At 65.5% G+C, this 23,125-nt stretch carries 21 protein-coding genes; 12 read left to right on the plus strand and 9 right to left on the minus strand.

The window, feature by feature from the left end; all coding sequences use genetic code 11:
- Nucleotides 1–13: 13 nt before the first annotated feature.
- Genes RM463_RS10520 through RM463_RS10530 form a run of 3 tightly spaced genes read left to right on the plus strand, consistent with a single transcriptional unit; the run spans nucleotide 14 to nucleotide 2,698 of the window.
- Nucleotides 14–1,006 (plus strand): sugar kinase, encoded by a 993-nt coding sequence (locus tag RM463_RS10520; RefSeq protein ID WP_311429970.1) that lies wholly within the window; start codon nucleotides 14–16, stop codon nucleotides 1,004–1,006.
- Between the two features lie 25 nt (nucleotides 1,007–1,031).
- On the plus strand, nucleotides 1,032–2,012 hold the full coding sequence (locus tag RM463_RS10525) for a D-glycerate dehydrogenase (protein ID WP_311429971.1): 981 nt from the start codon (nucleotides 1,032–1,034) through the stop codon (nucleotides 2,010–2,012).
- Nucleotides 2,009–2,698, plus strand: coding sequence for an HAD-IA family hydrolase (locus RM463_RS10530; protein WP_311429972.1), 690 nt, complete (start codon nucleotides 2,009–2,011; stop codon nucleotides 2,696–2,698). Before RM463_RS10525 ends, RM463_RS10530 begins: the two co-directional genes overlap by 4 nt.
- Nucleotides 2,699–2,726: 28 nt before the next feature.
- Here the strand turns inward: RM463_RS10530 and RM463_RS10535 are convergent, their stop codons facing one another.
- From RM463_RS10535 to uxaC, 4 genes are all read right to left on the minus strand, one after another.
- Complete coding sequence (locus tag RM463_RS10535; protein ID WP_311429973.1) at nucleotides 2,727–3,944, minus strand: amino acid deaminase; 1,218 nt, start codon at nucleotides 3,942–3,944, stop codon at nucleotides 2,727–2,729.
- 106 nt (nucleotides 3,945–4,050) lie between these two features.
- Nucleotides 4,051–5,223, minus strand: a complete 1,173-nt coding sequence (uxuA, locus tag RM463_RS10540; protein ID WP_311429974.1) for a mannonate dehydratase — start codon at nucleotides 5,221–5,223, stop codon at nucleotides 4,051–4,053.
- 16 nt (nucleotides 5,224–5,239) lie between these two features.
- Nucleotides 5,240–6,709, minus strand: a complete 1,470-nt coding sequence (locus tag RM463_RS10545) for a mannitol dehydrogenase family protein (protein WP_311429975.1) — start codon at nucleotides 6,707–6,709, stop codon at nucleotides 5,240–5,242.
- 18 nt (nucleotides 6,710–6,727) lie between these two features.
- Complete coding sequence (uxaC, locus tag RM463_RS10550) at nucleotides 6,728–8,137, minus strand: glucuronate isomerase (protein WP_311429976.1); 1,410 nt, start codon at nucleotides 8,135–8,137, stop codon at nucleotides 6,728–6,730.
- Between the two features lie 286 nt (nucleotides 8,138–8,423).
- Here uxaC and RM463_RS10555 point away from each other — a divergent pair, with 286 nt between their 5' ends.
- The 4 genes from RM463_RS10555 to RM463_RS10570 all read left to right on the plus strand — a co-directional run bounded on the left by RM463_RS10555 (nucleotide 8,424) and on the right by RM463_RS10570 (nucleotide 12,125).
- Nucleotides 8,424–9,410 carry a TRAP transporter substrate-binding protein gene (locus tag RM463_RS10555; protein ID WP_311429977.1) on the plus strand — a complete coding sequence of 329 codons (987 nt, stop codon included), beginning with the start codon at nucleotides 8,424–8,426 and terminating at the stop codon, nucleotides 9,408–9,410.
- Between the two features lie 81 nt (nucleotides 9,411–9,491).
- Nucleotides 9,492–10,013 carry a TRAP transporter small permease gene (locus RM463_RS10560; protein ID WP_311429978.1) on the plus strand — a complete coding sequence of 174 codons (522 nt, stop codon included), beginning with the start codon at nucleotides 9,492–9,494 and terminating at the stop codon, nucleotides 10,011–10,013.
- A complete protein-coding gene (locus RM463_RS10565; RefSeq protein ID WP_311429979.1) occupies nucleotides 10,013–11,314 on the plus strand; it encodes a TRAP transporter large permease in 1,302 nt (433 codons plus the stop codon). The genes RM463_RS10560 and RM463_RS10565 overlap by 1 nt, the downstream gene beginning before the upstream one ends.
- Nucleotides 11,315–11,354: 40 nt before the next feature.
- Nucleotides 11,355–12,125 (plus strand): GntR family transcriptional regulator, encoded by a 771-nt coding sequence (locus RM463_RS10570; RefSeq protein ID WP_311429980.1) that lies wholly within the window; start codon nucleotides 11,355–11,357, stop codon nucleotides 12,123–12,125.
- Between the two features lie 85 nt (nucleotides 12,126–12,210).
- On the opposite strand, the gene RM463_RS10575 is transcribed toward RM463_RS10570, so the two are convergent.
- The 3 genes from RM463_RS10575 to RM463_RS10585 form a co-directional block, all read right to left on the minus strand.
- Nucleotides 12,211–12,501 carry a DUF4235 domain-containing protein gene (locus RM463_RS10575; RefSeq protein WP_311429981.1) on the minus strand — a complete coding sequence of 97 codons (291 nt, stop codon included), beginning with the start codon at nucleotides 12,499–12,501 and terminating at the stop codon, nucleotides 12,211–12,213.
- 147 nt (nucleotides 12,502–12,648) lie between these two features.
- Nucleotides 12,649–14,409, minus strand: coding sequence for an NAD-binding protein (locus RM463_RS10580; protein WP_311429982.1), 1,761 nt, complete (start codon nucleotides 14,407–14,409; stop codon nucleotides 12,649–12,651).
- A 16-nt stretch (nucleotides 14,410–14,425) separates the two neighbouring features.
- On the minus strand, nucleotides 14,426–14,809 hold the full coding sequence (locus RM463_RS10585) for a DUF6394 family protein (RefSeq protein ID WP_132041587.1): 384 nt from the start codon (nucleotides 14,807–14,809) through the stop codon (nucleotides 14,426–14,428).
- Nucleotides 14,810–15,021: 212 nt separating this feature from the next.
- Between RM463_RS10585 and RM463_RS10590 the strand changes: the two genes are divergently transcribed.
- Nucleotides 15,022–15,708, plus strand: coding sequence for an HAD-IA family hydrolase (locus RM463_RS10590; RefSeq protein ID WP_311429983.1), 687 nt, complete (start codon nucleotides 15,022–15,024; stop codon nucleotides 15,706–15,708).
- A gap of 69 nt (nucleotides 15,709–15,777) precedes the next feature.
- Nucleotides 15,778–16,152: a translation initiation factor Sui1 gene (locus tag RM463_RS10595; RefSeq protein ID WP_311429984.1), complete on the plus strand. Its 375-nt coding sequence runs from the start codon at nucleotides 15,778–15,780 to the stop codon at nucleotides 16,150–16,152.
- Here RM463_RS10595 and RM463_RS10600 read toward each other — a convergent pair.
- Nucleotides 16,133–17,026 carry an NAD-dependent protein deacetylase gene (locus tag RM463_RS10600; RefSeq protein WP_311429985.1) on the minus strand — a complete coding sequence of 298 codons (894 nt, stop codon included), beginning with the start codon at nucleotides 17,024–17,026 and terminating at the stop codon, nucleotides 16,133–16,135. The two genes, RM463_RS10595 and RM463_RS10600, sit on opposite strands and share 20 nt — an antisense overlap.
- Before the next feature lie 103 nt (nucleotides 17,027–17,129).
- Between RM463_RS10600 and RM463_RS10605 the strand changes: the two genes are divergently transcribed.
- Nucleotides 17,130–18,026 (plus strand): nuclease-related domain-containing protein, encoded by an 897-nt coding sequence (locus tag RM463_RS10605; RefSeq protein ID WP_311429986.1) that lies wholly within the window; start codon nucleotides 17,130–17,132, stop codon nucleotides 18,024–18,026.
- A 19-nt stretch (nucleotides 18,027–18,045) separates the two neighbouring features.
- Here RM463_RS10605 and RM463_RS10610 read toward each other — a convergent pair whose 3' ends face one another.
- Complete coding sequence (locus tag RM463_RS10610; RefSeq protein WP_132041593.1) at nucleotides 18,046–19,395, minus strand: deoxyguanosinetriphosphate triphosphohydrolase; 1,350 nt, start codon at nucleotides 19,393–19,395, stop codon at nucleotides 18,046–18,048.
- 239 nt (nucleotides 19,396–19,634) lie between these two features.
- Here RM463_RS10610 and RM463_RS10615 point away from each other — a divergent pair, with 239 nt between their 5' ends.
- Together RM463_RS10615 and RM463_RS10620 are read left to right on the plus strand one after the other, a co-directional pair.
- Nucleotides 19,635–21,209, plus strand: coding sequence for a peptide MFS transporter (locus RM463_RS10615; RefSeq protein ID WP_311429987.1), 1,575 nt, complete (start codon nucleotides 19,635–19,637; stop codon nucleotides 21,207–21,209).
- Nucleotide 21,210: 1 nt separating this feature from the next.
- Nucleotides 21,211–23,025, plus strand: a complete 1,815-nt coding sequence (locus RM463_RS10620) for an aminopeptidase P family protein (protein WP_311429988.1) — start codon at nucleotides 21,211–21,213, stop codon at nucleotides 23,023–23,025.
- Nucleotides 23,026–23,125 lie beyond the last annotated feature (100 nt).

Consider the following 23,125-nt stretch of genomic DNA (forward strand, 5'->3'; position numbering starts at 1 on the left):
ATGGAGGCCCGTCATGAGCCACTCTTCGACACCCAGCCCCGAGATCCTCACCTTTGGCGAGGCGATGACCATGTTTATCGCCGAGACCAGCGGTGAACTGGCCGAGGCCGAGCGCTTTCAACGCCGCATCGCCGGTGCCGACACCAACGTCGCCATCGGCCTGGCCCGCCTTGGTTTTAACGTCGGCTGGCTAAGCCGTGTCGGCAACGACGACTTTGGCACCTTCATCCGGCGCACCCTGGAGGCCGAGGGGCTCGACTGTCGCCATCTGAGCGTCGACGCCGACCACCCCACCGGCCTGCTGTTCAAGGAGCGGGCCGAAGGCGGCGCCGACCCGAAGGTGAGCTACTTCCGTCGCGGCAGCGCCGCCAGCCATCTATCCCCTTCCGATGCAGACGCCATCGACTTCTCGGCGCTGCGCCATCTGCATGCCACCGGCATCCCGCCGGCGCTCTCTCCCAGCGTGCGAGAGCTCTCCCACCATATGCTGGGGCAGGCGCGGGCCGCCGGGGCCACTATCTCCTTCGATCCCAACCTGCGACCCAGCCTGTGGTCGAGCGAAGGCGAGATGTGCGAGACCCTTAACTCCCTGGCCGCGCAGAGCGACTGGGTGCTGCCGGGTCTTGCGGAGGGACGCCTACTGACGGGCCTCGACGCTCCCGAGGCTATCGCCGACTACTATCTCGAGCGGGGCGCCGAGGCCGTGATCATCAAGCTGGGCCCTGAAGGCAGCTATTATCGCGGCAGCCTCGGCGGAGAGGAGGCCAGCGCGACCATCCCCGGCTTCAAGGTGGCAGAGGTGATCGACACCGTGGGTGCCGGCGACGGCTTCGCCGTCGGCGTGGTCAGTGCCCTGCTCGACGGTTGCTCGCCTCGGGAGGCCGCACGACGTGGCAACCTGATCGGTTCACTGGCAGTACAGGTGGTAGGCGACATGGAGGGTCTACCGAGCCGCGAGCGGCTCACGGCACTGGAAGCCGAGCTCCCGACGCTACCATCACGATAAGCCTCTACCTCAAGGAGAGTGCAGCATGAAGAAACATATCCTGGTCCATGGCCGTCTGACGGACGCCCAGCTGGCGCAGCTCGGCGAACGCTTCGAGGTTCAGGTCTGTCAGGGCGCCACCCCTGCCGAGGACCCCGGCTTCCTCGCCGCCCTGCCCAGGGCCCATGGTCTGATCGGCAGCGGGCTCGCAATCACCCCCGAGTGGCTCGATGCCGCATCGAACCTGGAGGCGATCGCCACTATCTCCGTGGGCTACGACGGCATCCCGGTGGAGGAGCTGACACGGCGCGGCATCCTGCTCTGCAACACGCCCGATGTGCTCACCGAGACCACGGCAGATACCGGCTTCGCGCTGATACTCGCGGCATCTCGCCGCGTCGTCGAACTGGCCGACTTCGTCAGGCGCGGCGACTGGCAGGCCAGTATCGGCGAGGCACAGTTCGGTAGCGATGTGTACGGCAAGACGCTGGGCATGATCGGTTTCGGCCGCATCGGCGCCGCCATCGCGCGCCGCGGTGCCCTGGGGTTCGGCATGCGCGTGCTCTACTCCAACGCCTCCCCCAAGCCGGCCCTGGAGCAGGAGCTGGGGGCCGAGCGTCGTGAGATGGACGCGCTACTCGAAGAGGCGGATATCATCTGTGTGACCGTCCCCTTGACCGCCGAGACCGAACACCTGATCGGCGCTCGTGAATTCAACCTGATGAAGTCCTCGACGATCTTCGTCAATATTGCCCGCGGCCGAGTGGTGCGGGAGGCGGACTTGATCGCGGCGCTGGAGAAGGGTCAGGTGCGTGCCGCCGGGCTCGATGTCTTCGAGCAGGAGCCGCTCTCTCCCGAGTCCCCCCTGCCCCATATGCCCAACGTGGTCGCCCTGCCGCATATCGGCTCCGCGACTCGCGAGACCCGGGATGCCATGGCACAGCGTGCCGTGGACAACATCACCCGGGCGCTACAGGGGCAGCGTCCCATCAGCCTGGTCAACGAGGAGGCTTGGAGGCCCGCATGACTTCTCCGCTCTGCCTGCTTTTCGACTCCGACGGCACCCTGGTCGACAGCGAAATCCTGCTCGCCCAGGTGATGGGAGAGATCCTACCGACCTTCGGCCTTCCCTTCTCTGCCCGGCAATATCTGGATGCGTTCCGCGGGGTGCGTTTCCAGACCATCGTCGAGGCCCTGGAGGAGCGCCACGGCGCCCTGGACGAAGGCGCCTTCCCGGTACTGGAAGGCAAGATGCGTGACCTGATGGAGCGGCGCATGCGTGCCGAGCTACGGCCCATCGAGGGGATACCGCAGGCCCTGGAGGCGCTGGTCGACCACCCCAAGGCGGTGGTCTCCAATGGCCCGGAGCGCAAGATCCGTTGTGCCATGGAGAGCAGCGGCCTGGCTCCCCACTTCGGCGACAACCTCTACAGCGCCTACACCCTGAGTGTCTGGAAGCCCGACCCGGGGCTCTACCTCAAGGCCGCCGAGGCCATGGGCCAGCCTCCAGAGCGCTGCGTGGTGATCGATGATGCCGCGGTGGGGGTAGCGGCGGGACTGGCGGCCGGCATGCGAGTCATCCACCTCAACCGCTTTCCGGCGGAGGAGAGGACGCCGGATGGCGCGATGGCCATCCAGCGCGCCGAGGAGCTGCCGGATATCCTCGAGGTCCTGTCCGGCGGCGCTCACCAGCGCCAGGTGGCAGACACCTGAAGAGCGGGTGGCCGGGGTCCTGAGCCGCCTAGAAGCAGGTCGCCACAGACTCCGTGACCGTCAACGTCTCGTCCACCAGCAGCAGGTGGCGCCACTTGTCGAAGGTCAGACAGGGGTGGGAGGTGCCGAAGGCGATCACATCACCGACCGCGAGCTCGGCATCCTCGGGAATCGTCAGGAAGAGATGCTGATCCATGATATGCGTGGCGCGCCAGCTACCGGGCGCAGTCACCGCCCCACTCCCCGTGGCGAGCGTGTCGTGCGGATAGTGCCGCAACGGCAGCGGCATGTCCGGCTCGTGACCGATATCGCGCTTGCCCAGGCCCACGATGGCCAGTCCCGGCTCGGGCAGTGACTGCACATGGGCGAACACCTCCAGCGCCGGCTGCAGCTCGCCCTGGAGGTGCGGGTCGCGCGCCTTCACCTCGGCCATGGCGTCGGCATAGAGCCTGTGGTCATGCACCACATAGCACCCCGGCCGCAGCACCGGTGTGTAGTGTTCCCTCAACTCCGCCTCGTCGAAGGCCTGGGCAATCAGATCGAACCACCGGGAGCCCGCCGCGGTGACGATGGGCGCCTCGCTCGCCAGCACCCCGCTGCCGTGCAGTACCTTGACGGTCTCGACCAGCCGCTCCCCATAGGCACGCACCGCCGCGACCTCGTCGCCGCCGGCGATCAGACCCTCATAGCCCTCTATGCCGACCAGGCGCAGGGCGGGCTGCTCGGCGATCGCCGCCACCAGCGCCTCGACCTGGGCGGTATTGCGGCAGCCACAGCGCCCCCCAGGAACACCGAGCTCGATCAGCACATTGAGGTGCAGGCCCCGATCGGCGAAGAAGCGCCCCAGCTGACCCACGTTGTCGCCGCTGTCCACCACGCAGTAAAACTCCGCTCCGTCCTGGATCAGCCCCGCCACCATGGCCATATTGGCCTCCCCCACCAGCTGGTTGGCCATCAGCAATCGCGTCACTCCATGGGCGAAGGCGGCCCGACACTGGGGCGCGGTGGCCAGGGTAATGCCCCAGGCGCCAGCCTCGAGCTGGCGCCGAAACAGCGTCGGGCTCATGGTGGTCTTGCCGTGGGGTGCCAGTCGGGCACCATGGGCCTCGGCGAAGCGCTGCATCCAGATCAGGTTATGGGCCAGGGGCGCCTCATGAATCACCGCCGCCGGTAGGCTGACACCCGTCAGCAGCGCCGAGCCGGTCTCGACGAGCCCCTTGTCGCAGTGCCGTTCCATTTCTCTCATTACTGACTCTCTCCTCGTGCCGGTACGGCCCCACCTTGACATGAACACAACGGCCCCGCCGTGGGCTCGGAGGGGCCGTATCTTCCTGATGAGTAACGGTGAAAAATCAAGCCAGGCGACGCACCGCCGCCTCGACACCGCGCAACTCCGCCAGGCCACGCAGTCGGCCATAGAGCGGGTAGCCAGGCGCCGTATCTCGATGCTGATCATCGAGAATATGGTGGCCATGGTCGGGACGCAGAGGCAGGCGCGGCCCACCCTCTCGCTCGCGGCGACGCTCCTCCTCGACCAGCGCCTGAATCACCGCCACCATATCCACATCCCCATCGAGGTGCGGCGCCTCATGGAAGGAGCGCGGGTCCTGCTCTCGCTGGGTCGAGCGCAGGTGGGTGAAGTAGATCTTCGGCCCGAAACGCCTCGCCATGTCCGCCAGATCATTGTCTTCACGCACGCCATAGGAGCCGGTACACAGTGTCAGGCCGTTGGCCGGGCTGGGGACGGCGTCGAGGATCCACTGGGCATCGTCGGCGGTGGAGACGACCCGCGGCAATCCCAGCAGAGGCCGAGGCGGATCGTCGGGATGGATGGCCATGCGGATACCCACCTCTTCCGCCACCGGAATCACGGCACGCAGGAAGTATCCCAGGTGCTCACGCAGCCGTTCGGCATCGATCTCGGCATACTCGGCCAGCACGTCACGGAACCGCTCCAGGGTGTAGTGCTCCTCGGCCCCGGGCAGGCCGGCGATCAGGGTATTGACCAGCTTGTCCCGGCCGGGCGCATCCAGTCCATCGAGATAGGCTCGGGCCTCTTTCTTCTCGGCACCGGTGTACTCCGCCTCCGCGCCAGGGCGCTGCAGCAGATAGAGATCGAAGGCGGCGAAGGCCACCTGATCGAAGCGCAGCGCCAGGGCGCCGTCCGGCAGCGCCCAGGTCAGATCCGTACGGGTCCAGTCGAGTACCGGCATGAAGTTGTAGCAGACGGTATCGATGCCGCAGGCGGCCAGGTTGCGCAGGGTCTCACAGTAGGTGGCAATCAGCTCGTCACGCGCCGGCAGGCCCTTCTTGACTGCCTCATGTACGGGCACGCTCTCCACCACCGACCAGCTGAGCCCGGCGGCCTCGATCATCGCGTTACGCTCACGAATCGCCTCGACCGACCACACCTGGTCATTGGGCACCTCATGCAGCGCCGTCACGATGCCGGTGGCCCCGGTCTGGCGAACCTCCTCCAGGCGAATGGGATCCTTCGGCCCGAACCAGCGCCAGGTATGTTCCATGGAATCTCTCCTCGTATCAGCCGCGACTCAGGGCATCGAGCGCCCCGGCCAGGCCATCGTGTATCAGGGTGTGATAGGCAGCGACGACCGCCTCGGTGAAGTCGGACCGCGCGGCCAGCGCCGGGGGAACCACATCGTCCATGGACAGGAACCCCACCACCAGTGCCTCGGGGTCCGTACCATCTCGCTCATGCAGGGTGGCGAAACGTAAGGCCAGAGGGTCGTCGACGGAGTAATGCTGGCCCTGCAGGTCATGCCCGGCGGTGTAGCGGATCCAGGCGGCCATGCCCAGGGCTGTGCCGGGCACGGCGTGCCCCGCCTCGAGTCGACTCAAGGCGCCCTGCAGCCAGCGCTGGGGCAGCTTCTGGCTGCCATCCATGGCGATCTGCTGGAGCCGGTGACGCAAGCTGTCGTTGGCGAAGCGCACCAGCAGCTGGTCGGCGTAGGCGGTCAGGTCGATTCCATCGGGCATCGCCAGGGTCGGCGCGGCCTCCTCCAGCATGTAGCGGCGCAGCAGCGCCCGCAGATCATCGCGACTCACCGCCTCGAACACCGTCTCGATGCCGGCCAGCGCCCCCAGATAGGCCAGCAACGAGTGGCTGCCGTTGAGCATGCGCAACTTCATGGTCTCGAAGGGCGCCACCTCGGCGACCATCTCCACACCGTCCAGCTCCCAGGCCGGGCGACCCTGGGGAAAGCTGTCCTCGACCACCCACTGGGTGAAGGCCTCGCACACCACCGCATTGGGATCGTCGACACCCAGCGCCTTGAGTCGCGCGAAGTCGGCCTCGGTCATCGCCGGCACGATGCGGTCGACCATGCTGCAGGGAAAGGCCACCTCGGCGGCGATCCACTCGGCCAGGGCGGCGTCACGCCGTTCGGCCAGCTGAATGACGGCACGCCGGGTGCGCTTGCCGTTGTCGGGCATGTTGTCACAGGAGAGCACCGTGAACGCCGGTACTCCTGCCTCACGCCGTCGACGCAGCGCCTCCACCAGGATCCCGGGCGCGGTGCGCGGAGCCTCGGGAGCTTCGATATCCGCGGTAATCATCGGATCGTCGGCGAGCAGCTCGCCGCTGGCCGGGCTCAGGAAGTAGCCCTTCTCGGTGACGGTCAGGGTGACGATGCGCGTCTCGGGCGCGGCCAGGCGCGCCAGCATAGGCTCCAGGTCGCGACCCCAGCGGCCATCATCACTCCGCCCACTGAACAGCGTCTCCTCCACCACCCCCACCTCACGCAGGGTGACGGTCTCGCTGTCGGCATACTCGGCCACGTGGTAGCGGTAATCTGCTTCACGCAGGGCGTCGACCAGCCCGACACTCGAGCGCAGGTTGGCGCTGCTCACTCCCCATCCGGCGTCACCGCTACGTTGACGGTAACGCTCCAGGTAGACCGCCTGATGGGCACGATGGAAGGCCCCCAGCCCCAGGTGGACGATGGCGATCTTGCCCGCTGTAGCGGCGGACTCGCGTGTCGGTTGGGTCATGCCGGTCTCCTTGCGCGATTACACTTCGATATCGAAATAGCGGCGGGCGTTGTCGAAGCAGATATTGCGCACCATCTCACCGAGCAGCGCCTCGTCGTTGGGCACTTCCCCCTCGGTAGCCCAACGGCCGATCATCCGGCACAACAGACGACGGAAGTATTCATGACGGGTGAAGGAGAGGAAGCTGCGCGAGTCGGTGAGCATGCCGACGAAGCGCGACAGCAGGCCGAGCTGGGCCAGCTGGGTCATCTGGCGCTGCATGCCATCGAGCTGGTCGTTGAACCACCAGCCGGAGCCGAACTGCACCTTGCCGGGAATGCCGCCACCCTGGAAGTTGCCGGCCATGGTCGCCAGCACCTCGTTGTGGGTAGGGTTGAGGCAGTAGAGCACGGTGCGCGGCAGCCGGCCGTCGCGGTCCTGGGCGTCGAGCAGGCGCGACAGCGGCTCGGCGATGGCGCGATCCCCGATCGAGTCGAAGCCGGTATCCGGGCCGAGGCCGCTGAAGCCCCGCGTGCTGTTATTGCGCAGCGCACCCATATGGTACTGCTGGGTCCAGTCGCGGCGGTGATACTCGCGCCCCAGGAAGACCAGCACAGCGGTGGTGAGCTGGGCCTGCTCCATATCGCTGGGCAGCTGGCCCGCCAGGCGCCTCTGCAGGATGGCGTTCAATTCCTGCTCGCTGGCCTCGCCGTAGACCACCTGGTCGAGGCCATGGTCGGCGATCCGGCAGCCGTGAGTGGCGAAGTGGTCCAACCGCTTCTCCAGCGCCCGATAGAGCGAAGCCATGTCGGTGATCTCGACGTCGGCGGTACGGCCCAGCTTGTCCAGGTACTCGACATAGCCCTCGGCCTGCAGCTTGAAGGCACGGTCGGGACGGAAGCTAGGCAGTACCTTGACGTCGAAGCTTTCATCGGCGGCGATCGCCGCATGATGGCGCAGGTCGTCGGCGGGATCGTCGGTGGTGCCCACCATCCGCACTTTCATCTGCTCGAGGATGCCACGGGCCGAGAACCCGGGCTCGGCCAGCAGGGCGTTGCCCCGTGCCCAGATGTCATCGGCGGTCTCGCTCGACAGCAGGGTGTCGGTGATGCCGAACGGTCGACGCAGTTCCAGGTGCGTCCAGTGGTAAAGCGGGTTGCCCAACGTCTGGGGCACGGTGGCCGCCCAGGCTCTAAACTTCTCGAGGTCGCTGGCATCACCGGTGATAAGGCGCTCTGCCACACCATTCCAGCGTAGTGCCCGCCACTTGTAGTGATCGCCCTTCAGCCAGATCTCGGTGAGGTTCGCGAAGCGATGATCACTGGCGATATCGGCCGGGGATAAGTGGCAGTGGTAATCGAAGATCGGCTGATCGGCGGCATGGCCATGATAGAGGCGGCGCGCCATCTCGGTATCGAGCAGGAAGTCGTCCGTCAGGAACTGGCCCATGACTTATCACCTTGGAGTCTTGTGATGGATCACTCACCCGTGACTAACCACTTTCGCCAGGATGGTGGATTATGCTGGCATACTCATTTTGGCCCAACCAGTTGTCAACACCGGCTCACCAAATATAGGCTAAAGTCGTATTTTCACCGATAACTGGTTAGCCCACTTTATGCATCGCTGTCCCTTTCTGTGATTTGGGCAGTACGGTTACTCACAGGGGTAGGCCTCCACCTCCCGCAGCGGCGGAGCTCTTGCCCAGCCTCGACAAGAAACGAGAGAGGAACACATGGCCCAATCATCATGCTTCAAGCAGGCGCTGTTCGCCTTGCCGCTTACGATCGCTGCCGGCCAGGCCCTGGCCGTGGAGTCAGCCAACCTGCGTCTTGCCCATAACCTGGACACCTCGCATGTAGTGCATCGCGCCTTTGCACATATGGCTGAGGAGCTCGAGGAGCTGTCTGACGGCGCCATGACCGTGCGTATCTTCCCCAACAGCCAGATGGGTAGTCAGCGCGAGACCACCGAACTGATGCAGAATGGCGCCCTGGACATGACAAAGGGGTCCGGCAGTGCATTGGAACCCTTTGCCGACGTCTACTCGGTGTTCAACCTGCCATACCTGTTCAATGATCAGGACCACTTCAACGAGGTGGTCTATGGCGAAATCGGTGATGAGATCATGGCGTCTACCGAGGACAAAGGTTTCGTTGCCATCGGCGCCTATGTAGCGGGCAACCGCAGCTTCTACGCCGACAAGCCGATCGAAAGCCCCGCCGACCTCCAGGGCATGAAAATCCGCGTTCAGGATAGCCCAACCACCATCCGCATGATGGAGCTGCTCGGTGCCTCGGCGACGCCTATTCCCTTCGGCGAGGTCTATACCGCTCTGCAGCAGGGCGTGGTCGACGGGGCCGAGAACAATGTGCCCTCCTATGTGCAGACCCGCCATCTGGAGCAGGCCGGCTACTTCTCGGAAGATGAGCACACCTCGGTGCCCGATTTCCTTTTGATCTCGACCAGCACGCTGGCCAGCCTCGACGAGAAGCAGACCGAGCTTCTGATGCAGGCGGTGGCTAGCTCCGAGGCCTACCAGCAGAAGCTGTGGAACGAAGTGGATGCCGAGGCGCGTGCCCATGCCGTTGAGATGGGCGCGACATTCGTGGAGGTCGACAAGACCCCCTTCCAGGAGGCCGTCGCGCCGATGCTCGACGACTTCCGTGCGAACACCCAGCACGGAGGTCTGCTCGATCGTATCCTCGCCGCCGGTGAATAACCCGAGGGTCGATCGTGACAGGGGCGAGCCAAGACTCGCCCCTGTGTCATTTCTGCCGCCATGAATCCCGAGAGATACTCAATGAATATCGCGTCCTGGAAGCGCCCCCCGGATCTTGCCATCGGTACCTTCTGCATCCTGGTGATGTCCGCTCTAGTGGTCTGTGTCGTCTGGCAAGTCTTTAGCCGCTATGTCCTCAATGCTCCCAGTACCTTTACCAGCGAGGCAGCACGCTTCCTGATGATGTGGGTCGGACTGCTCGGCGGCGCCTATACGGTAGGCCTGCAGCGCCACCTCTCCATCGACCTGATCTCAGGAAGTCTCGCGGGTCGCCCACGATATGTGGTCGAGATCCTGATTAATCTTGCCATTCTGATATTCGCCTATGTCGTGGTTCTGCAGGGCGGCATCGAACTCGTCGACAAGGTATTGATGCGTGGACAGGTATCGGCGGTCATGCGGATACCCATGGGCTATGTCTATCTCGCTCTGCCTATCAGCGGAATCTTCATGATCTACTACAGCGCTCTCTTTGTTATCGACAACGCCAAAAAGTGCCTCCATCCACCCAATCCTGATAATTCCCGGAAGGAGAGCCTCTGATGGACGCCAATGTCGCTATCGCCCTGTTCGGGAGCTTTCTGCTGCTGGTCTTTCTGGGCATTCCCGTATCCTTTTCTATCGGCATCGCCACGGTCATTTCGACCGCTATGATGATGCCCACCGACATCGCCATCGGTGTTGTCGCCCAGCGGCTCGCTGCCGGCCTGGACAGTTTCTCGCTGCTGGCGATCCCCTTCTTCATTCTGGCAGGCACCCTTATGAGCAATGGCGGAATCGCCATGCGCCTGATCAATCTGGCGCTGGTGCTCGGCGGCCGGCTACCAGGTTCCCTCGGACATGTGAATGTGCTCTCCAACATGCTGTTCGGCTCGATTTCAGGCTCTGCCGTAGCATCTGCCGCTGCCGTCGGTGGCACCCTGGCCCCTATACAGAAGAAGGCCGGCTATGACCCAGCCTACTCCACCGCCATCAACGTCTCTTCCTGCATCTCGGGACTGCTCATCCCCCCTTCCAACGTGTTAATCGTCTACTCACTGAGTGCCGGTGGCGTCTCGGTAGCGGCACTCTTCGTGGCCGGCTATATCCCCGGCATCCTGATGGGGCTGGCGGTCATGGTGACCGCCGGTATCATTGCCAAACGCCGTAATTACCCCCTGGAGCCCAAGCCAACGCGGGCTCATGTCCTCAAGGCGGTGCTGGACGCCATTCCGAGCCTGATGATGGTCGTCATCGTCATTGGCGGCATTCTGGCGGGCGTCTTCACGGCTACCGAAGCCTCGGCCATCGCCGTTGTCTATACTTTCATTCTGTCAGTGCTGGTCTATCGTCAGGTCAGCATACGTCAGCTGCCTTCTCTGATCCTGGAATCCGTGGTCACCAGCTCCATAGTGCTGATGCTGGTCGGTTTCTCCACCGGTATGTCCTGGGCAATGACCAATGCGGGCATTCCCTTCGCAATCAGTGATTTCCTGCTGGGCATCTCGGAAAATCCGATTATCATCATGCTGATGATCACCCTGACACTCCTCATTGTGGGCGTGTTTATGGACATGACCCCTGCGGTACTGATTTTTACGCCGATCTTGCTGCCAGTCGCCACCGACCTGGGCATAGACCCGATTCATTTCGGGATCATGATGGTCTTCAACCTGTGCATTGGTCTGTGTACTCCGCCGGTAGGCAGTGCGCTGTTCGTGGGCTGCTCCGTCTCGGGCGTAAAGATTCAACACCTTATCAAGCCCCTGATGCCCTTCTACCTGGCGCTGATCGTCATGCTACTGGCCGTCACCTTCCTGCCCTCGCTGAGCCTCCTGCTGCCGAGGCTTCTGGGGCTAGCGTGACATCCGAAACGATCGTAATCGACTTGCTATGGACACAGCCATGATGACCCCCGAACCCAAACGTCTTTACCAGAAGGTCGGGCTCAAGCTCAGAGAGCGTATCCTCGACGGCCAGTATCGTGTCGGAGAACGACTGCCAGCTGAGCGCGACATCGCCGAAGAGCTCGATATCAGCCGCACGGTGGTGCGTGAGGCCCTGATCATGCTGGAGCTAGAGGGGTTAGTGGAAGTACGGAAGGGGTCAGGTATCTATGTCCTTTCTTCTCTGGCCGGAGCACCCACCTTTCCGACATCGCCGATTCAAGAGGAAGAGGAGGAGGCGCTGAGTGCCGGCCCCTTCGAGATGCTTCAGGCGAGGCAGGTCATCGAAAGTCAGATCGCCGGCTTCGCCGCCGCCCAGATCACCAAGAACGACATCCTCGAGCTGATGGAGATCAGCCGCCGGGGACGCGCCGAAGGGCGCTACCAGGACTCCGAGTGGGACAGGCAGTTTCACATCCAAATTGCCCGGGCCACCCAGAACGCGGTGCTGGTCTATCTCGTTGAGAAACTGTGGTACCAGCGCGACAAGAATCCCCTGTGGCAGAAGCTCCATGATCGTATCGACAACCGAGAATCCCTCGATAGCTGGTGTGACGATCATGACGCCATCCTCAAGGCCCTGATCCGTCGCGATTCGACGGGCGCCAAACAGGCGATGTGGCAGCACCTGGAGAACATCAAGGAGATGCTCTTTCAGGCCACGACCCTCGAGGACGACGATGCTCTGGACTACTTTCTCTTCCGCGATAGCCAGGCGGTAAAACCCTGAACTGATCGCTTGCAACCGTTGGTCGAGGCGAGGCGCCTGGGCGGGCCTGTGCATGCTCCGCTCCCCCAGTGCGTTTCGACCCGTGCTAGCGCTTTAGCCGGGGCAACACTCCCCCCTTCTTGCCGGCACGAGGTGCCCTGTGCATGACCTCGCGCCCGGCACGCCTGCCCACCACCCGGGCGACTCCCACCAGCACGCCGGTGGCGGCACCCCACAGCAAGGCCTGGCGCCACTCCACATCGGGCTCATCGGGGTTTGCCGGTGGGGTGTCGCCAACCTCTTTCTGGTAGGCCTTGTCCGCCGCCTTGCGGGCCATCATGCTGGCTGCCACCGCCGCGGCGGAACCCGCCAGCGACCAGAGGGTGTCCTGCTTCATGCCGTACCTCGCCTGCTGGGTGTGAATCTCACCGGAGGAGTCATCGATCTGGAAAAGACCGCTCCGGGCCTCGCTTCATGCTAGTCGACACTGGCCTGGAAAACGCGCTCCTGCCCAAGGATATCGCCCCTGTGCACGCCTGGAGCGTCATGTTCGAGGGTGCCGGCTGTTCGACGTGTTGCCACGGCAACGCCCCCCAAACCTATCAGCAAGCCACGTGAACACATAGCCTCGCGGTGGGTCGACTCCCGTCAGGACATAATGAAGCGTATAGGGATTATGGAGCGTCGCCTGCAGCATGAGCTCCGCCGCCTGGACCCCGCAGAAGAGCAGCTCATCCCCCGCCCCGAGGGGAAAGTCGGCGTCCGGTAGCATGATCGACTGCCCCTCGCGGCGAATGGCCAGCATTTCGCACGGTAGCGCCTGGGAGAAGGCGCGCGCATCACGACACAGGGCTCCGGGCGTGACCACGCCCTCCTCGCTCAGGAGTCGGGTCACGGCCGGCGCCTCGTCCGGGTTCAGTCTGACCGACCACAGGTGTGGGGGTTCGTCACCGACGGCCGCCTGCAGTCGAGCCACCAGGGCCTCCGTCCGGGTCGGCTCCCGCTGCGCCAGCCAGTCGATCAACTCCTGGATCAGCGGCGAGATCAGCAGCTTCAGGATGCGACGCGCCGTTGTCAGGCTGTGCTGAAGGACCAGATCGGTCCTTGCGGCGTCGAAGACCACCTGATTCGCATGGCTGTTCTGACGCACGATGCGGAACACATCGGGGTTGAGCTCATTGACCGACAGCAGCGTACTGAGATTGTCGGCATCGCGATTCATCGCGGCAACGATACCGGCAGCGTCTCCGATACCGGCCGCCTCCAGCGCCGAGTGGTCGGCCTGGGCCAACACCGGATCCCCTTCCGTCTCCGTCTCATCACTTCCCTCGCCCGGATCGATAACGCGGACGCCGATGCCATGGTCATGGAGACAACGATGGATCCGGTGGCCCATTCGGCCGAACCCGCACAGGATCCACTCCCCCTGGGGCACCCGCAACGGCGCGCCAAGTGTCACGCCGGTTGCGCCGACAAACCACGCATTGAGGTTATGGAGCTCGGAGCGTGCGATCACCCAGTAGAGAAGCTGCGCGAAGATCATGAAGGGATCGACCACCGTGACATTGTCCAGCGCTCGTAGCGTGGCGCCATGACGCGTCGAGGTGGAACGGCAGATGACCCGCAGCCGTGGATTGAGGTGCCGTGCCATCACCGCAATCTTGAGATTGGTATCGTCATCGTTGGTCAGCGTCACCAGGGCCCGACAGGCGGGGTGCTCGACCCCTGCCGCCAGGAGATGCTTGGGCGCACTGGCATCCGCGCAGAGCCCCGGCATCGCCACCGTGTAGTCGCGTACCCCCAGCGCCTTGATGCGCTCCGGGTCCACATCGAGAATCACCGCTCGCATGCGATGGTCGCTCAGTCCCCGGGCAAGCAGACTGCCGGCATCACCGAAACCGCACAGGATGACGAAAGGCTCCGCGTTGCGCCTGACCTTGCGCGCGAACCGGAAGCCATCCATGGACTGGATGAAGTGGGGGTTCTGAACCAGGTTGATCAGCGATCCAATCGCATAGAACCAGGCGATGGCACCGGTATAGAGGCAGAAGATCGTCCACAGGCGCTGTTCATCGCTGAAACCGTTGGGTAGTTCGCCGAAGCCGGTCGTGGTCGCCGTGTAGGTAAAGAAATAGAAGGCGTGGAAGAGGTCCATATGGGTCGTTTCACCATCGACGACCCGCCCCGGCATCAGGACCATGCCGATGATCCCCACCGAATAGACGAAGAGCAGCACGAACAGCGGCCGGCGCATGTAGCGCAGAAGGATCATTCCTACACGGTCGAGATCGGAAGTGGTCGTCATCGGCCCGTTCGCTCAACTAGCGCCGCGAGAGCAGCGTATCGCCGACCAGAATCGCCGTTGCGATGATATTCGCCACCAGCGCCCCCCTGGCGATCGAGATGATATCGGCCATGGCGCCCGCTTCCGGCACGCCCCAGCCACTGGGCACCGTGACGATCCAGATGATACGCGCCGTGATCAGCAGGGCCCCCGCCACCAGCCCGGATGCCAACAACAAGGCGCCGGTCTCGGAGCGATCCCCCAGCTTCAGACCGATCGCCACCAGGTTGGCGATGATGGCAAGGGTGAGAATCCACACATTATGATGCGCTGCCGCCTCGAGGCCATGCGCGACGAAGGCGGCATTGAGGCTCAGGGTGAGGATGATGAAAAAACCGAAGACGACACGTTCGAAATTCATTGGCCCACTCCTGACCGAGACGCGTCGTCAGTATAGGTGGGTGGCCGCGAGGACCGCGAATACCAGCGCCGTGCCCCCGTGACATCCGGTTTTTCGGGATATTTATGAACAGTGTTCAAAAATCAGCGTAACTGGGCTTTAATAATGGGCAGGGAGCCCAGACATCTGTAACAATGGATCTATAACGCCCTGTTTCCTCGTGAGGCCCGGTGATGGCACATCCACTCTGCCTGCTCTTCGACTGCGACGGCACCCTGGTCGATAGCGAGCCGCTGCTCGCCGACGAGATGGCCACGGCACTGAACGCCGTGGGCCTGCCGTTCCAGGCCACCGACTATATCGGCGAGTTCCGCGGGGCGCGCTTCCGACGCATCGTCGCCGAGCTGGAGAGCCGCCATGGCAGCGTCGATCCCAAGGTGCTCGAGCCACTGGAAACCAGCATGCGAGCCAACCTCGACCGGCGTCTGGCGACAGAGCTCATTCCCATCGAGGGTGCCACCGAAGCACTGGCGGCCCTGTCGACCTTCCCCATGGGCGTGGTCTCCAACGGGCCCGAGAACAAGATCCGTACCTCCCTGGTGGCTACCGGCCTGGACACCCTGTTCGGCGACCATCTGTTCAGCGCCTACACCGCCAACTGCTGGAAACCGGACCCCTGCCTCTACCTGCACGCGGCACAGAGGATGGGCTACTCCCCCCACCACTGCCTGGCCATCGAGGATTCGGTGGTCGGCGTCAAAGCGGCCCTCGATGCCGGCATGCTGGTCGTTCACCTCAACCGCTTCTCCGATGCGGAAATCACGCCCGAGGGCGCCATCATGATCACCAGCATGTTCCAGCTCCCCTCGGTGGTATCGCGCCTCTCACGCGACCTGGACGCACGCACCGCCATGCACTGAGGGCCATGCAGGTCGCGGCCACAGCCGCTATCATCCCGGCCTGAAGCCACCCACCCCGGGAGCCACATCATGTCATCACTCCAGGACCAGCTGCGCGGTCTCGTCTACTCCACCGAGCATGGCGAGACCTGCCCCGACTGCCGCCAACCCGTCGCCGACTGTCGCTGTGCCGAGCAGGCGGAACAGGCACGCCTTGCCGAACTCGACGGCATCGTGCGGATTCGCCGCGAGACCAGCGGCCGCAAGGGCAAGGGCGTCACCACCATCAGCGGCGTGCCACTGCCCGAGGCCGATCTCAAGCGTCTGGCCAAGCTGTTGAAGAAGCGCTGCGGCACCGGCGGCGCCGTCAAGGAGGGGGTGATCGAGATCCAGGGCGACCACCGCGAGACACTCAAGGCGGAGCTCGAGACCCGCGGCTACACGGTCAAGCTGGCCGGCGGTTGAGGCGCCCCTCGGCAAGCCGGGCTTCCAGCCGCTCGACCAGCGCCCCGAGCGAGGCGTCTACCGGGGCCGCCACCTTCAGGGTATAGAGGTCGTCGGCACGGGTACGCCCCAGGTTGAGGCAGGCGATGGGCTTGCCCTGCCGGGCCGCGGCGCGTGCGAAGCGAAAGCCCGAATAGACCATCAGCGAGGAACCCACCACCAGCAGGGCATCACACTCCTCGATCAGAGCGAAGGCGCGCTCGACCACGCCACGCGGCACGCTGTCACCGAAGAACACCACATCGGGCTTCCAGATACCGTCGCCGCAGCGCGAGCATTCGGGCACCCGGAAGGCGGAGAAATCCGCTTCCAGATCGGCATCCCCGTCCGGTGCAGTGGCCGCGCCGAGGGTCGTCCAGCGCGGATTGAGGCTCTCGAGCTCCGCGTGCAGGGCATGACGCATGCGGCTGGCGTCGCATCCCATGCAGCGCACCCGGTCGGCGCGACCATGCAGGTCGATCACCCGCCGCGAGCCGGCGCGCTGATGCAGGCCATCCACGTTCTGGGTGATCATCCCGCGAACATGCCCCAGGCTCTCGAGTCGCGCCAGGGCCTGGTGCGCCGCATTGGGCCGCGCCTCATCCAGGGTGCGAAAGCCCACCAGGGCGCGGGCCCAGTAGCGCTGCCGAGCGGCATGACTGCCCATGAACTGGCGATGCTCCATGGGCGGCGAGCGTTTCCACTCGCCGGCGGCGTCGCGATAATCGGGAATGCCACTGGCGGTGCTGATGCCGGCGCCACCGAGAACCGCCAGCCGTGGATGGCGCTCGACAAATTCGACGAGTGCCGCCAGATTTGCCTCGCTGGTCTCGGGTTTCACCTGTGCTGCCGTCATCCTGATGCCTCGCTGTCTGCGCCAAACAGAGCATGGCCCCACGCGGGGCAGGTTGTCTAGAATGGGCCACCTCTCGCCGCTTCCCCCCTAGCAAGGAATCCCGATGGCCTGGCTGGAATACCTGCTACCCCTGATCTTCCTGTTTCCCCTCGCCGCCATGGGGGGAATCGTCGTGGCGCTTCGCAACCTCCATGATGCACGGGTGCACTCCCCCTTCGATGCCCAACCGCTGCGTGAGCCCGGCCAGCAGCTGCGCGACCGTCTCGACGACGCCTTCGCCGGACTCTACCTGAGTGGTGCCCTGGGCCCCATCATCACGCTTGCCCCGCTGGTCTATGGTATGGGCCGCATGCTCCTTGCCACGGAACAGATCTGGGTGGAGTGGGCCTTCTACGGAGCGCTGAGCACCCTACTGGTGCTGACCTTCAGCTTTCGACTGATGCGTGACTTCCAGCGCATACGCCGCCTCAAGTTGGGGCTGGCCTGCGAACTGGCAGTCGGCCAGGAGCTGGAACGGCTGGTGCGCCCGGAGGCCCACCCCTTCTACGTCTTTCACGATGTGCCGGCGGCCGATACACGCATCGACCACGTGGTGGTCACACCCTGTGGCGTCTTCGTGGTGGAGACCCGAGCCCGCTCCCGCCCCTTTACCCCCTCCGGAGAAGAGCAGTACCGGCTCGTGGTAGAGCCCTCGCGGCTGCGCTTCCCGGGCTGGAGCGAGCGCACACCGCTGAACAAGACCCGCGACCTGGCGCGCTGGATGGCCGAGTGGCTGAGCTCACGCACCGGCCGCACGGTACCGGTGATGGGCGTGTTGACCCTTCCCGGCTGGCAGGTGGACGCCAGCCAGGGACCCGACGACCTGCTGGTGGCCAGCGGCGACCAGCTGGCCAGCCGCCTGGCCGAACTCTGTCCCGGCGACTTCGATGCCGCCACCCACGATGCGGTCATCGCCACCCTGCTCGAGCATGCCGGAGCGAGCCAGGTACCAGGCGAGTAACGGGGTCCGCCGAGTCGACTCAATCCCCGCGCAGCCGCCCTCCCATCTCCTGGGCCAGGTCCACGGCATAGTGATCGGTCATGCCACCGATAAAGTCGAGCATGCGTCGATAACTGTCGTAGAGGCTCCATGAGGAGCGCGGCGTATTCTCGCCGATCAGCGCCAGCACCCGCTGGTGCTTGAAGGTCGACCTGCCGGTGTAGTGCAGCTCATGGGCCGCACCGATAAAGGCCTCGAGCAGGATGCCCAGGGTGGTGTAGGCCCCGATCTCGAGCTTGGCCTTGCGCTCGTTCTGGAAAATGCGCTCCCGGGCCAGCTGCTTGGCCGCCTTCACCCCCCAGTCCAGATCGGGATGACACAATTCCAGCAGGTCTGCCTGCAGTCGCCCCCCCAGCAGTTCCGCCTCATGCTGCACGAACACCGCCCCCACGTCGTTGACCGCGCGCTCCATGGCCGCTCCACGCAGGGCCGCGATGCGCCGACGCTGGGAGACCCCCTGGCGCTGCATGGCGGTGTAGTCGCTCGGAGCCCCACCGGCGATCTGGATCAGGATCTCGGCGACTTCGTCATAGCGCAGGATGTCCATCTCCAGGCCATCCTCCAGGTCGAGCAGGGCATAGCAGATATCGTCGGCGGCCTCGACCAGCCAGGCCAGTGGGTGGCGGCACCAGCGCCCCTCACCCCTGGGCAACAGCCCCAGTCGTTCGACCACCTCGACCAGCAGCTCACGCTCGCTCTGATAGCAGCTGAACTTGCCCGCCGCTCCGCCATGTTCCACCGTCCAGGGATACTTGAGCAGGGTCCCCAGGGTCGCCGTGGTCAGGCGCATGCCGCCACGGAACTGGTTGTACTCGATCTGGGTAACCACCCGGAAGCCCTGGGCATTGCCCTCGTAGGTCAGCAGATCCTCGCGCTCCAGGGGTGACAGCCCCTCGAGCAACCCCTTGCCATCGGCCTCGGCGCGCTTGAACCAGTCGCGGATGGCGTACTCCCCGGCATGGCCGAAGGGCGGATTGCCGATATCGTGACCGAGGCAGGCGGCCTGCACGATCACACCCAGGTCGGCCGGTGTGATCCATGCCGGCAGCCGGCCGCTCAGCCCCTCGCCGACGATCATGCCCAGCGAGCGCCCCACACAGCCAACCTCCAGCGAGTGGGTCAGCCGTGTATGGATGTGGTCATTGTCGGTCAGCGGGTGCACCTGGGTCTTGCGCCCCAGCCGCCGGAAGGAGCCGGCGAAGACGATCCGGTCGTGATCCTTGTGGAAGGGGCTGCGGCCGATCTCACCGCGGCCGTTCCCGGGGCGCGCGCCGCGCCGGTCATGTAGCCGCCCCGGATCGAGCAGCCGCTCCCAACTCATCTGCGTCATGGGCAATCTCTCCTTGGAAGCCCCATTCTGGCACCGGCGGATGCAACCTGGCCATCGTGATGCACCGCGACCAATCAATATCGTTTCGCCTACTAACGAATTTCCATAGAATCGTCTACCCAGACCGCGTCATTCAGCAAGAACACCAGGCAAGGGCGGAGCCAGACCGCAGGCTCGCCTGGCAGCATCCCGCTCGACGCGGCCCCAACGCCACAAACACCTGACAAGGCAGACGCTTCATGACCTCGACTTCCGATGCTCCCGCCGCGACATCCCGAGGGGATCGCGGCTTCTTCGGCCACCCCCGACCGCTCGGGTCACTGTTCTTCACCGAGATGTGGGAGCGTTTCTCCTACTACGGCATCCGCCCGCTGCTGGTGCTGTTCATGGCCGCCGGCCTCGCCGAGGGCGGTCTCGGCTTCAGCCGCGAGGATGCCGCGGCCATCGTCGGCATCTACGCCGGTGCCATCTACCTCTCCGCCCTGCCCGGCGGCTGGCTGGCCGACAACTGGCTGGGTCAGCGCCGCGCCGTCTGGTATGGCTCGATCCTGATCGCCCTGGGCCATCTGGCCATCGCCCTCTCGGCGCTGTGGGGTGCCAGCGCCTTCTTCGTCGGCCTGCTGCTGATCGTGCTCGGCTCGGGGCTGTTCAAGACCTGCATCACCGTGATGGTGGGCAGCCTCTACGAGGAGGAGGATGCTCGTCGCGACGGCGGCTTCGCGATCTTCTACATGGGCATCAACCTGGGAGCCCTGCTGGCCCCGCTGATGACCGGCCTCTTGATCGAGAGCGGCGGCTGGCACTGGGGCTTCGGCATCGGCGGCCTGGGCATGCTGGCGGCTCTGCTGATCTTCCGCCTGTGGGCGATCCCCGCCATGCGCCGCGCCGACGCCGAGCGCGGTCGCGAGGCCAGCTGGGACGCCCCGGCGGTCAAGCGTCGCGGCGTGGGCCTGGCGGTCTCGGGGCTGTCGATCCTCGGCGCCGCCCTGGTGGCGCTCGCGGCCGTCGGCGTGATCCGGCTCGAGCCGGTGGCGATCGCCGAGGCCATGACCAGCGTGATCATCGTCTGCGCCCTGGGCTTCTTCGTCTACCTGATGGCCTTCGCCGGCCTCGACGCCCGGGAGCGCGCCAGGGTGGTGGTGGCCTTCCTGCTGATCGTCGCCTCGGCCTTCTTCTGGGCCTCCTTCGAGCAGCAACCCACCTCCTACAACCTCTTCGCCAACGACTACACCGACCGCGCCCTGTTCGGCTGGGAGATCCCCACGGTGTGGTTCCAGTCGCTCAATGCCGTCTTCATCATTCTGCTCGGCCCGCTGTTCGGCTGGCTGTGGCCGGCCCTGGGCCGCCGCGGACTGGAGCCGGGCAGCGCCACCAAGTTCGTGATGGGGCTGCTGTTCGCCGCCGCGGGCTTCGGCCTGATGATGCTCGCCGCCCGCCAGGTGCTGGTCGGCGACGGCCTGGTCTCGCCGCTGTGGATCACCGCCAGTCTGCTGCTGCTGACCCTCGGCGAGATGTGCCTGAGCCCGGTGGGCCTCTCCACCATGAGCACCCTGGCGCCCCAGCGCATCCGCGGCCAGCTGATGGGCCTGTGGTTCACCTCCCTGGCGCTGGGCAACCTGGTGGCCGGCCTGATCGGCGGCAACGTCAGCGCCGACAAGCTCACCGAGCTGCCGGCACTGTTCGGCCGCTCGGCCGTGGCACTGGTACTCTGTGCCCTGGTTCTGGCGCTGCTGACACCGCTGATCGGCCGCATGCTCAAGGGCGGCCAGCGCACCACCGCCACCTCTTCCTCCTCCTCGACCTCTGGAGCCTGACATGAGCCACGCCCTCTCGACGCCCGCGGATCGACTCGCCGCCCTGCGCACCGCCATGCGCGAGCACGCCATCGACGCCTGGTGGCTGCCCTCCTCCGACCCCCACAACTCCGAGTACCTGCCCGAGCACTGGGCCGGCCGCGCCTGGCTCTCCGGCTTCGACGGCTCGGTGGGCACCCTGGTGGTGACCCAGGAGGCCGCCGGAATGTGGGTCGACAGCCGTTACTTCGTGCAGGCCGAGGCTCAGCTGGCGGGCAGCGGCATCGCCATGATGAAACTGGTTCAGGGCCAGGCCACGGCGCCCATGGCGTGGCTGGCCGAGCGCCTGCCGGCCGGTGCCACCGTTGGCTACGATGCCCAGGTGGTCGCCCTGGCCCACGCCAGCCAGATGGAGGAGATTCTCGGCCCCGTCGGCATCGCCCAGCGCGGTGACCTGGACCTGCTCGACGCCATCTGGCCGGGGCGACCGGCGCTGCCGGCCCAGCCGCTCTACGCCCAGCCCGCCGCCTTCCGGGACGAGACGCGCCCCGAGCGCCTGGCGCGGGTGCGCGCGGCCATGACCGAGCAGGGTGCCGACTGGCACCCGATCTCGACCCTGGACGACATCGCCTGGCTGACCCAGCTGCGCGGCGACGACGTCGCCTACAACCCGGTGTTCCTCGCCCATCTGCTGGTCGGCCGGGAGACGGCGACCCTGTTCGTCGCCCCCGGCACCGTCGAGGCCGAGCTCGAGGCGGCGCTGGCCGCCGACGGCATCGACATCGCTCCCTACGACGACTGGCGCGCGCATCTCGCCGCCCTGCCCGCCGAGTCATGCGTGCTGCTCGACCCGGCCAGGCTGACCCTGGGCACCCGCCAGGCACTACCCGCCGAGATGACGGTGGTCGAGGCCTTCCAGCCCAGCACCCTGGACAAGGGGTGCAAGACCGACCAGGAACTGGCCCATGTGCGTCGCACCATGGAGGCCGACGGGGCCGCCCTGTGCCGCTTCTTCGCCTGGCTGGAGCAGGCGCTTTCGCGCGGCGAGCGGGTCACCGAGCTGGACGTGGAGACGCGGCTGCGCGAGGAGCGCGCCCGGGATGCGCACTTCGTCAGCGAGAGCTTCAACACCATCGCCGCCTTCAACGCCAACGGCGCCCTGCCCCACTACCGGGCCACGCCCGAGGCCCATGCGGTGATCGAGGGCGACGGCCTGCTGCTGATCGACTCCGGCGGCCAGTACCACGGTGGCACCACCGACATCACTCGCATGGTGCCGGTAGGCGAGGTCTCGGCGGCCCAGCGCGAGGACTGCAGCCTGGTGCTCAAGGGCACCATCGCCCTCTCCCGGGCCCAGTTCCCACAGGGCATCGCCGCGCCCCGCCTGGACGCCATCGCCCGGGCACCGCTATGGGCCACCGGCCGCGACTACGGTCACGGAACCGGCCACGGCGTGGGCTACTTTCTCAACGTCCACGAGGGGCCCCAGGTGATCAGCGCCGGCGCGCCGGTGGCGCCCCACACCGCCATGCGTGCGGGGATGATCACCTCCATCGAGCCCGGGGTGTATCGGCCGGGGCAGTGGGGGGTGCGCATCGAGAACCTGGTCGCCAACCGGCCGGGCGAGGCGAGCGACTTCGGTGACTTCCTGCGCTTCGAGACGCTGACCCTGTGTCCGATCGACACCCGCTGCCTCGACGTCGCGCTGCTCGACGCCGCCGAGACCGACTGGCTCGACGCCTACCACGCCGAGGTGCGCGAACGACTCGCCCCCCATCTCGAGGGCGACGCCCTGGCCTGGCTGGAGGCGCGCACCCGCCCCCTCGCGCAAGGCTAAGCGAGCCTCGCCCCCTGCGGGACGAGGCCCAATAGGAAAGGGGCGCCGGCATGTCGGCGCCCCTTTTTCGTTGGAGTCGTTGAAGCCTCGGTGAGGGTGC

It is taken from the genome of Halomonas sp. LES1, from assembly GCF_031846005.1.
Lineage (GTDB): Bacteria > Pseudomonadota > Gammaproteobacteria > Pseudomonadales > Halomonadaceae > Halomonas.

Bases quoted from the DNA above. Each gene is read 5' to 3' on its own strand.
- RM463_RS10520 (WP_311429970.1), top strand. From the start codon at position 14: ATGAGCCACTCTTCGACACCCAGCCCCGAGATCCTCACCTTTGGCGAG.
- RM463_RS10525 (WP_311429971.1), top strand. From the start codon at position 1,032: ATGAAGAAACATATCCTGGTCCATGGCCGTCTGACGGACGCCCAGCTG.
- RM463_RS10530 (WP_311429972.1), top strand. From the start codon at position 2,009: ATGACTTCTCCGCTCTGCCTGCTTTTCGACTCCGACGGCACCCTGGTC.
- RM463_RS10535 (WP_311429973.1), bottom strand. From the start codon at position 3,944: ATGAGAGAAATGGAACGGCACTGCGACAAGGGGCTCGTCGAGACCGGC.
- uxuA (WP_311429974.1), bottom strand. From the start codon at position 5,223: ATGGAACATACCTGGCGCTGGTTCGGGCCGAAGGATCCCATTCGCCTG.
- RM463_RS10545 (WP_311429975.1), bottom strand. From the start codon at position 6,709: ATGACCCAACCGACACGCGAGTCCGCCGCTACAGCGGGCAAGATCGCC.
- uxaC (WP_311429976.1), bottom strand. From the start codon at position 8,137: ATGGGCCAGTTCCTGACGGACGACTTCCTGCTCGATACCGAGATGGCG.
- RM463_RS10555 (WP_311429977.1), top strand. From the start codon at position 8,424: ATGGCCCAATCATCATGCTTCAAGCAGGCGCTGTTCGCCTTGCCGCTT.
- RM463_RS10560 (WP_311429978.1), top strand. From the start codon at position 9,492: ATGAATATCGCGTCCTGGAAGCGCCCCCCGGATCTTGCCATCGGTACC.
- RM463_RS10565 (WP_311429979.1), top strand. From the start codon at position 10,013: ATGGACGCCAATGTCGCTATCGCCCTGTTCGGGAGCTTTCTGCTGCTG.
- RM463_RS10570 (WP_311429980.1), top strand. From the start codon at position 11,355: ATGATGACCCCCGAACCCAAACGTCTTTACCAGAAGGTCGGGCTCAAG.
- RM463_RS10575 (WP_311429981.1), bottom strand. From the start codon at position 12,501: ATGAAGCAGGACACCCTCTGGTCGCTGGCGGGTTCCGCCGCGGCGGTG.
- RM463_RS10580 (WP_311429982.1), bottom strand. From the start codon at position 14,409: ATGACGACCACTTCCGATCTCGACCGTGTAGGAATGATCCTTCTGCGC.
- RM463_RS10585 (WP_132041587.1), bottom strand. From the start codon at position 14,809: ATGAATTTCGAACGTGTCGTCTTCGGTTTTTTCATCATCCTCACCCTG.
- RM463_RS10590 (WP_311429983.1), top strand. From the start codon at position 15,022: ATGGCACATCCACTCTGCCTGCTCTTCGACTGCGACGGCACCCTGGTC.
- RM463_RS10595 (WP_311429984.1), top strand. From the start codon at position 15,778: ATGTCATCACTCCAGGACCAGCTGCGCGGTCTCGTCTACTCCACCGAG.
- RM463_RS10600 (WP_311429985.1), bottom strand. From the start codon at position 17,026: ATGACGGCAGCACAGGTGAAACCCGAGACCAGCGAGGCAAATCTGGCG.
- RM463_RS10605 (WP_311429986.1), top strand. From the start codon at position 17,130: ATGGCCTGGCTGGAATACCTGCTACCCCTGATCTTCCTGTTTCCCCTC.
- RM463_RS10610 (WP_132041593.1), bottom strand. From the start codon at position 19,395: ATGACGCAGATGAGTTGGGAGCGGCTGCTCGATCCGGGGCGGCTACAT.
- RM463_RS10615 (WP_311429987.1), top strand. From the start codon at position 19,635: ATGACCTCGACTTCCGATGCTCCCGCCGCGACATCCCGAGGGGATCGC.
- RM463_RS10620 (WP_311429988.1), top strand. From the start codon at position 21,211: ATGAGCCACGCCCTCTCGACGCCCGCGGATCGACTCGCCGCCCTGCGC.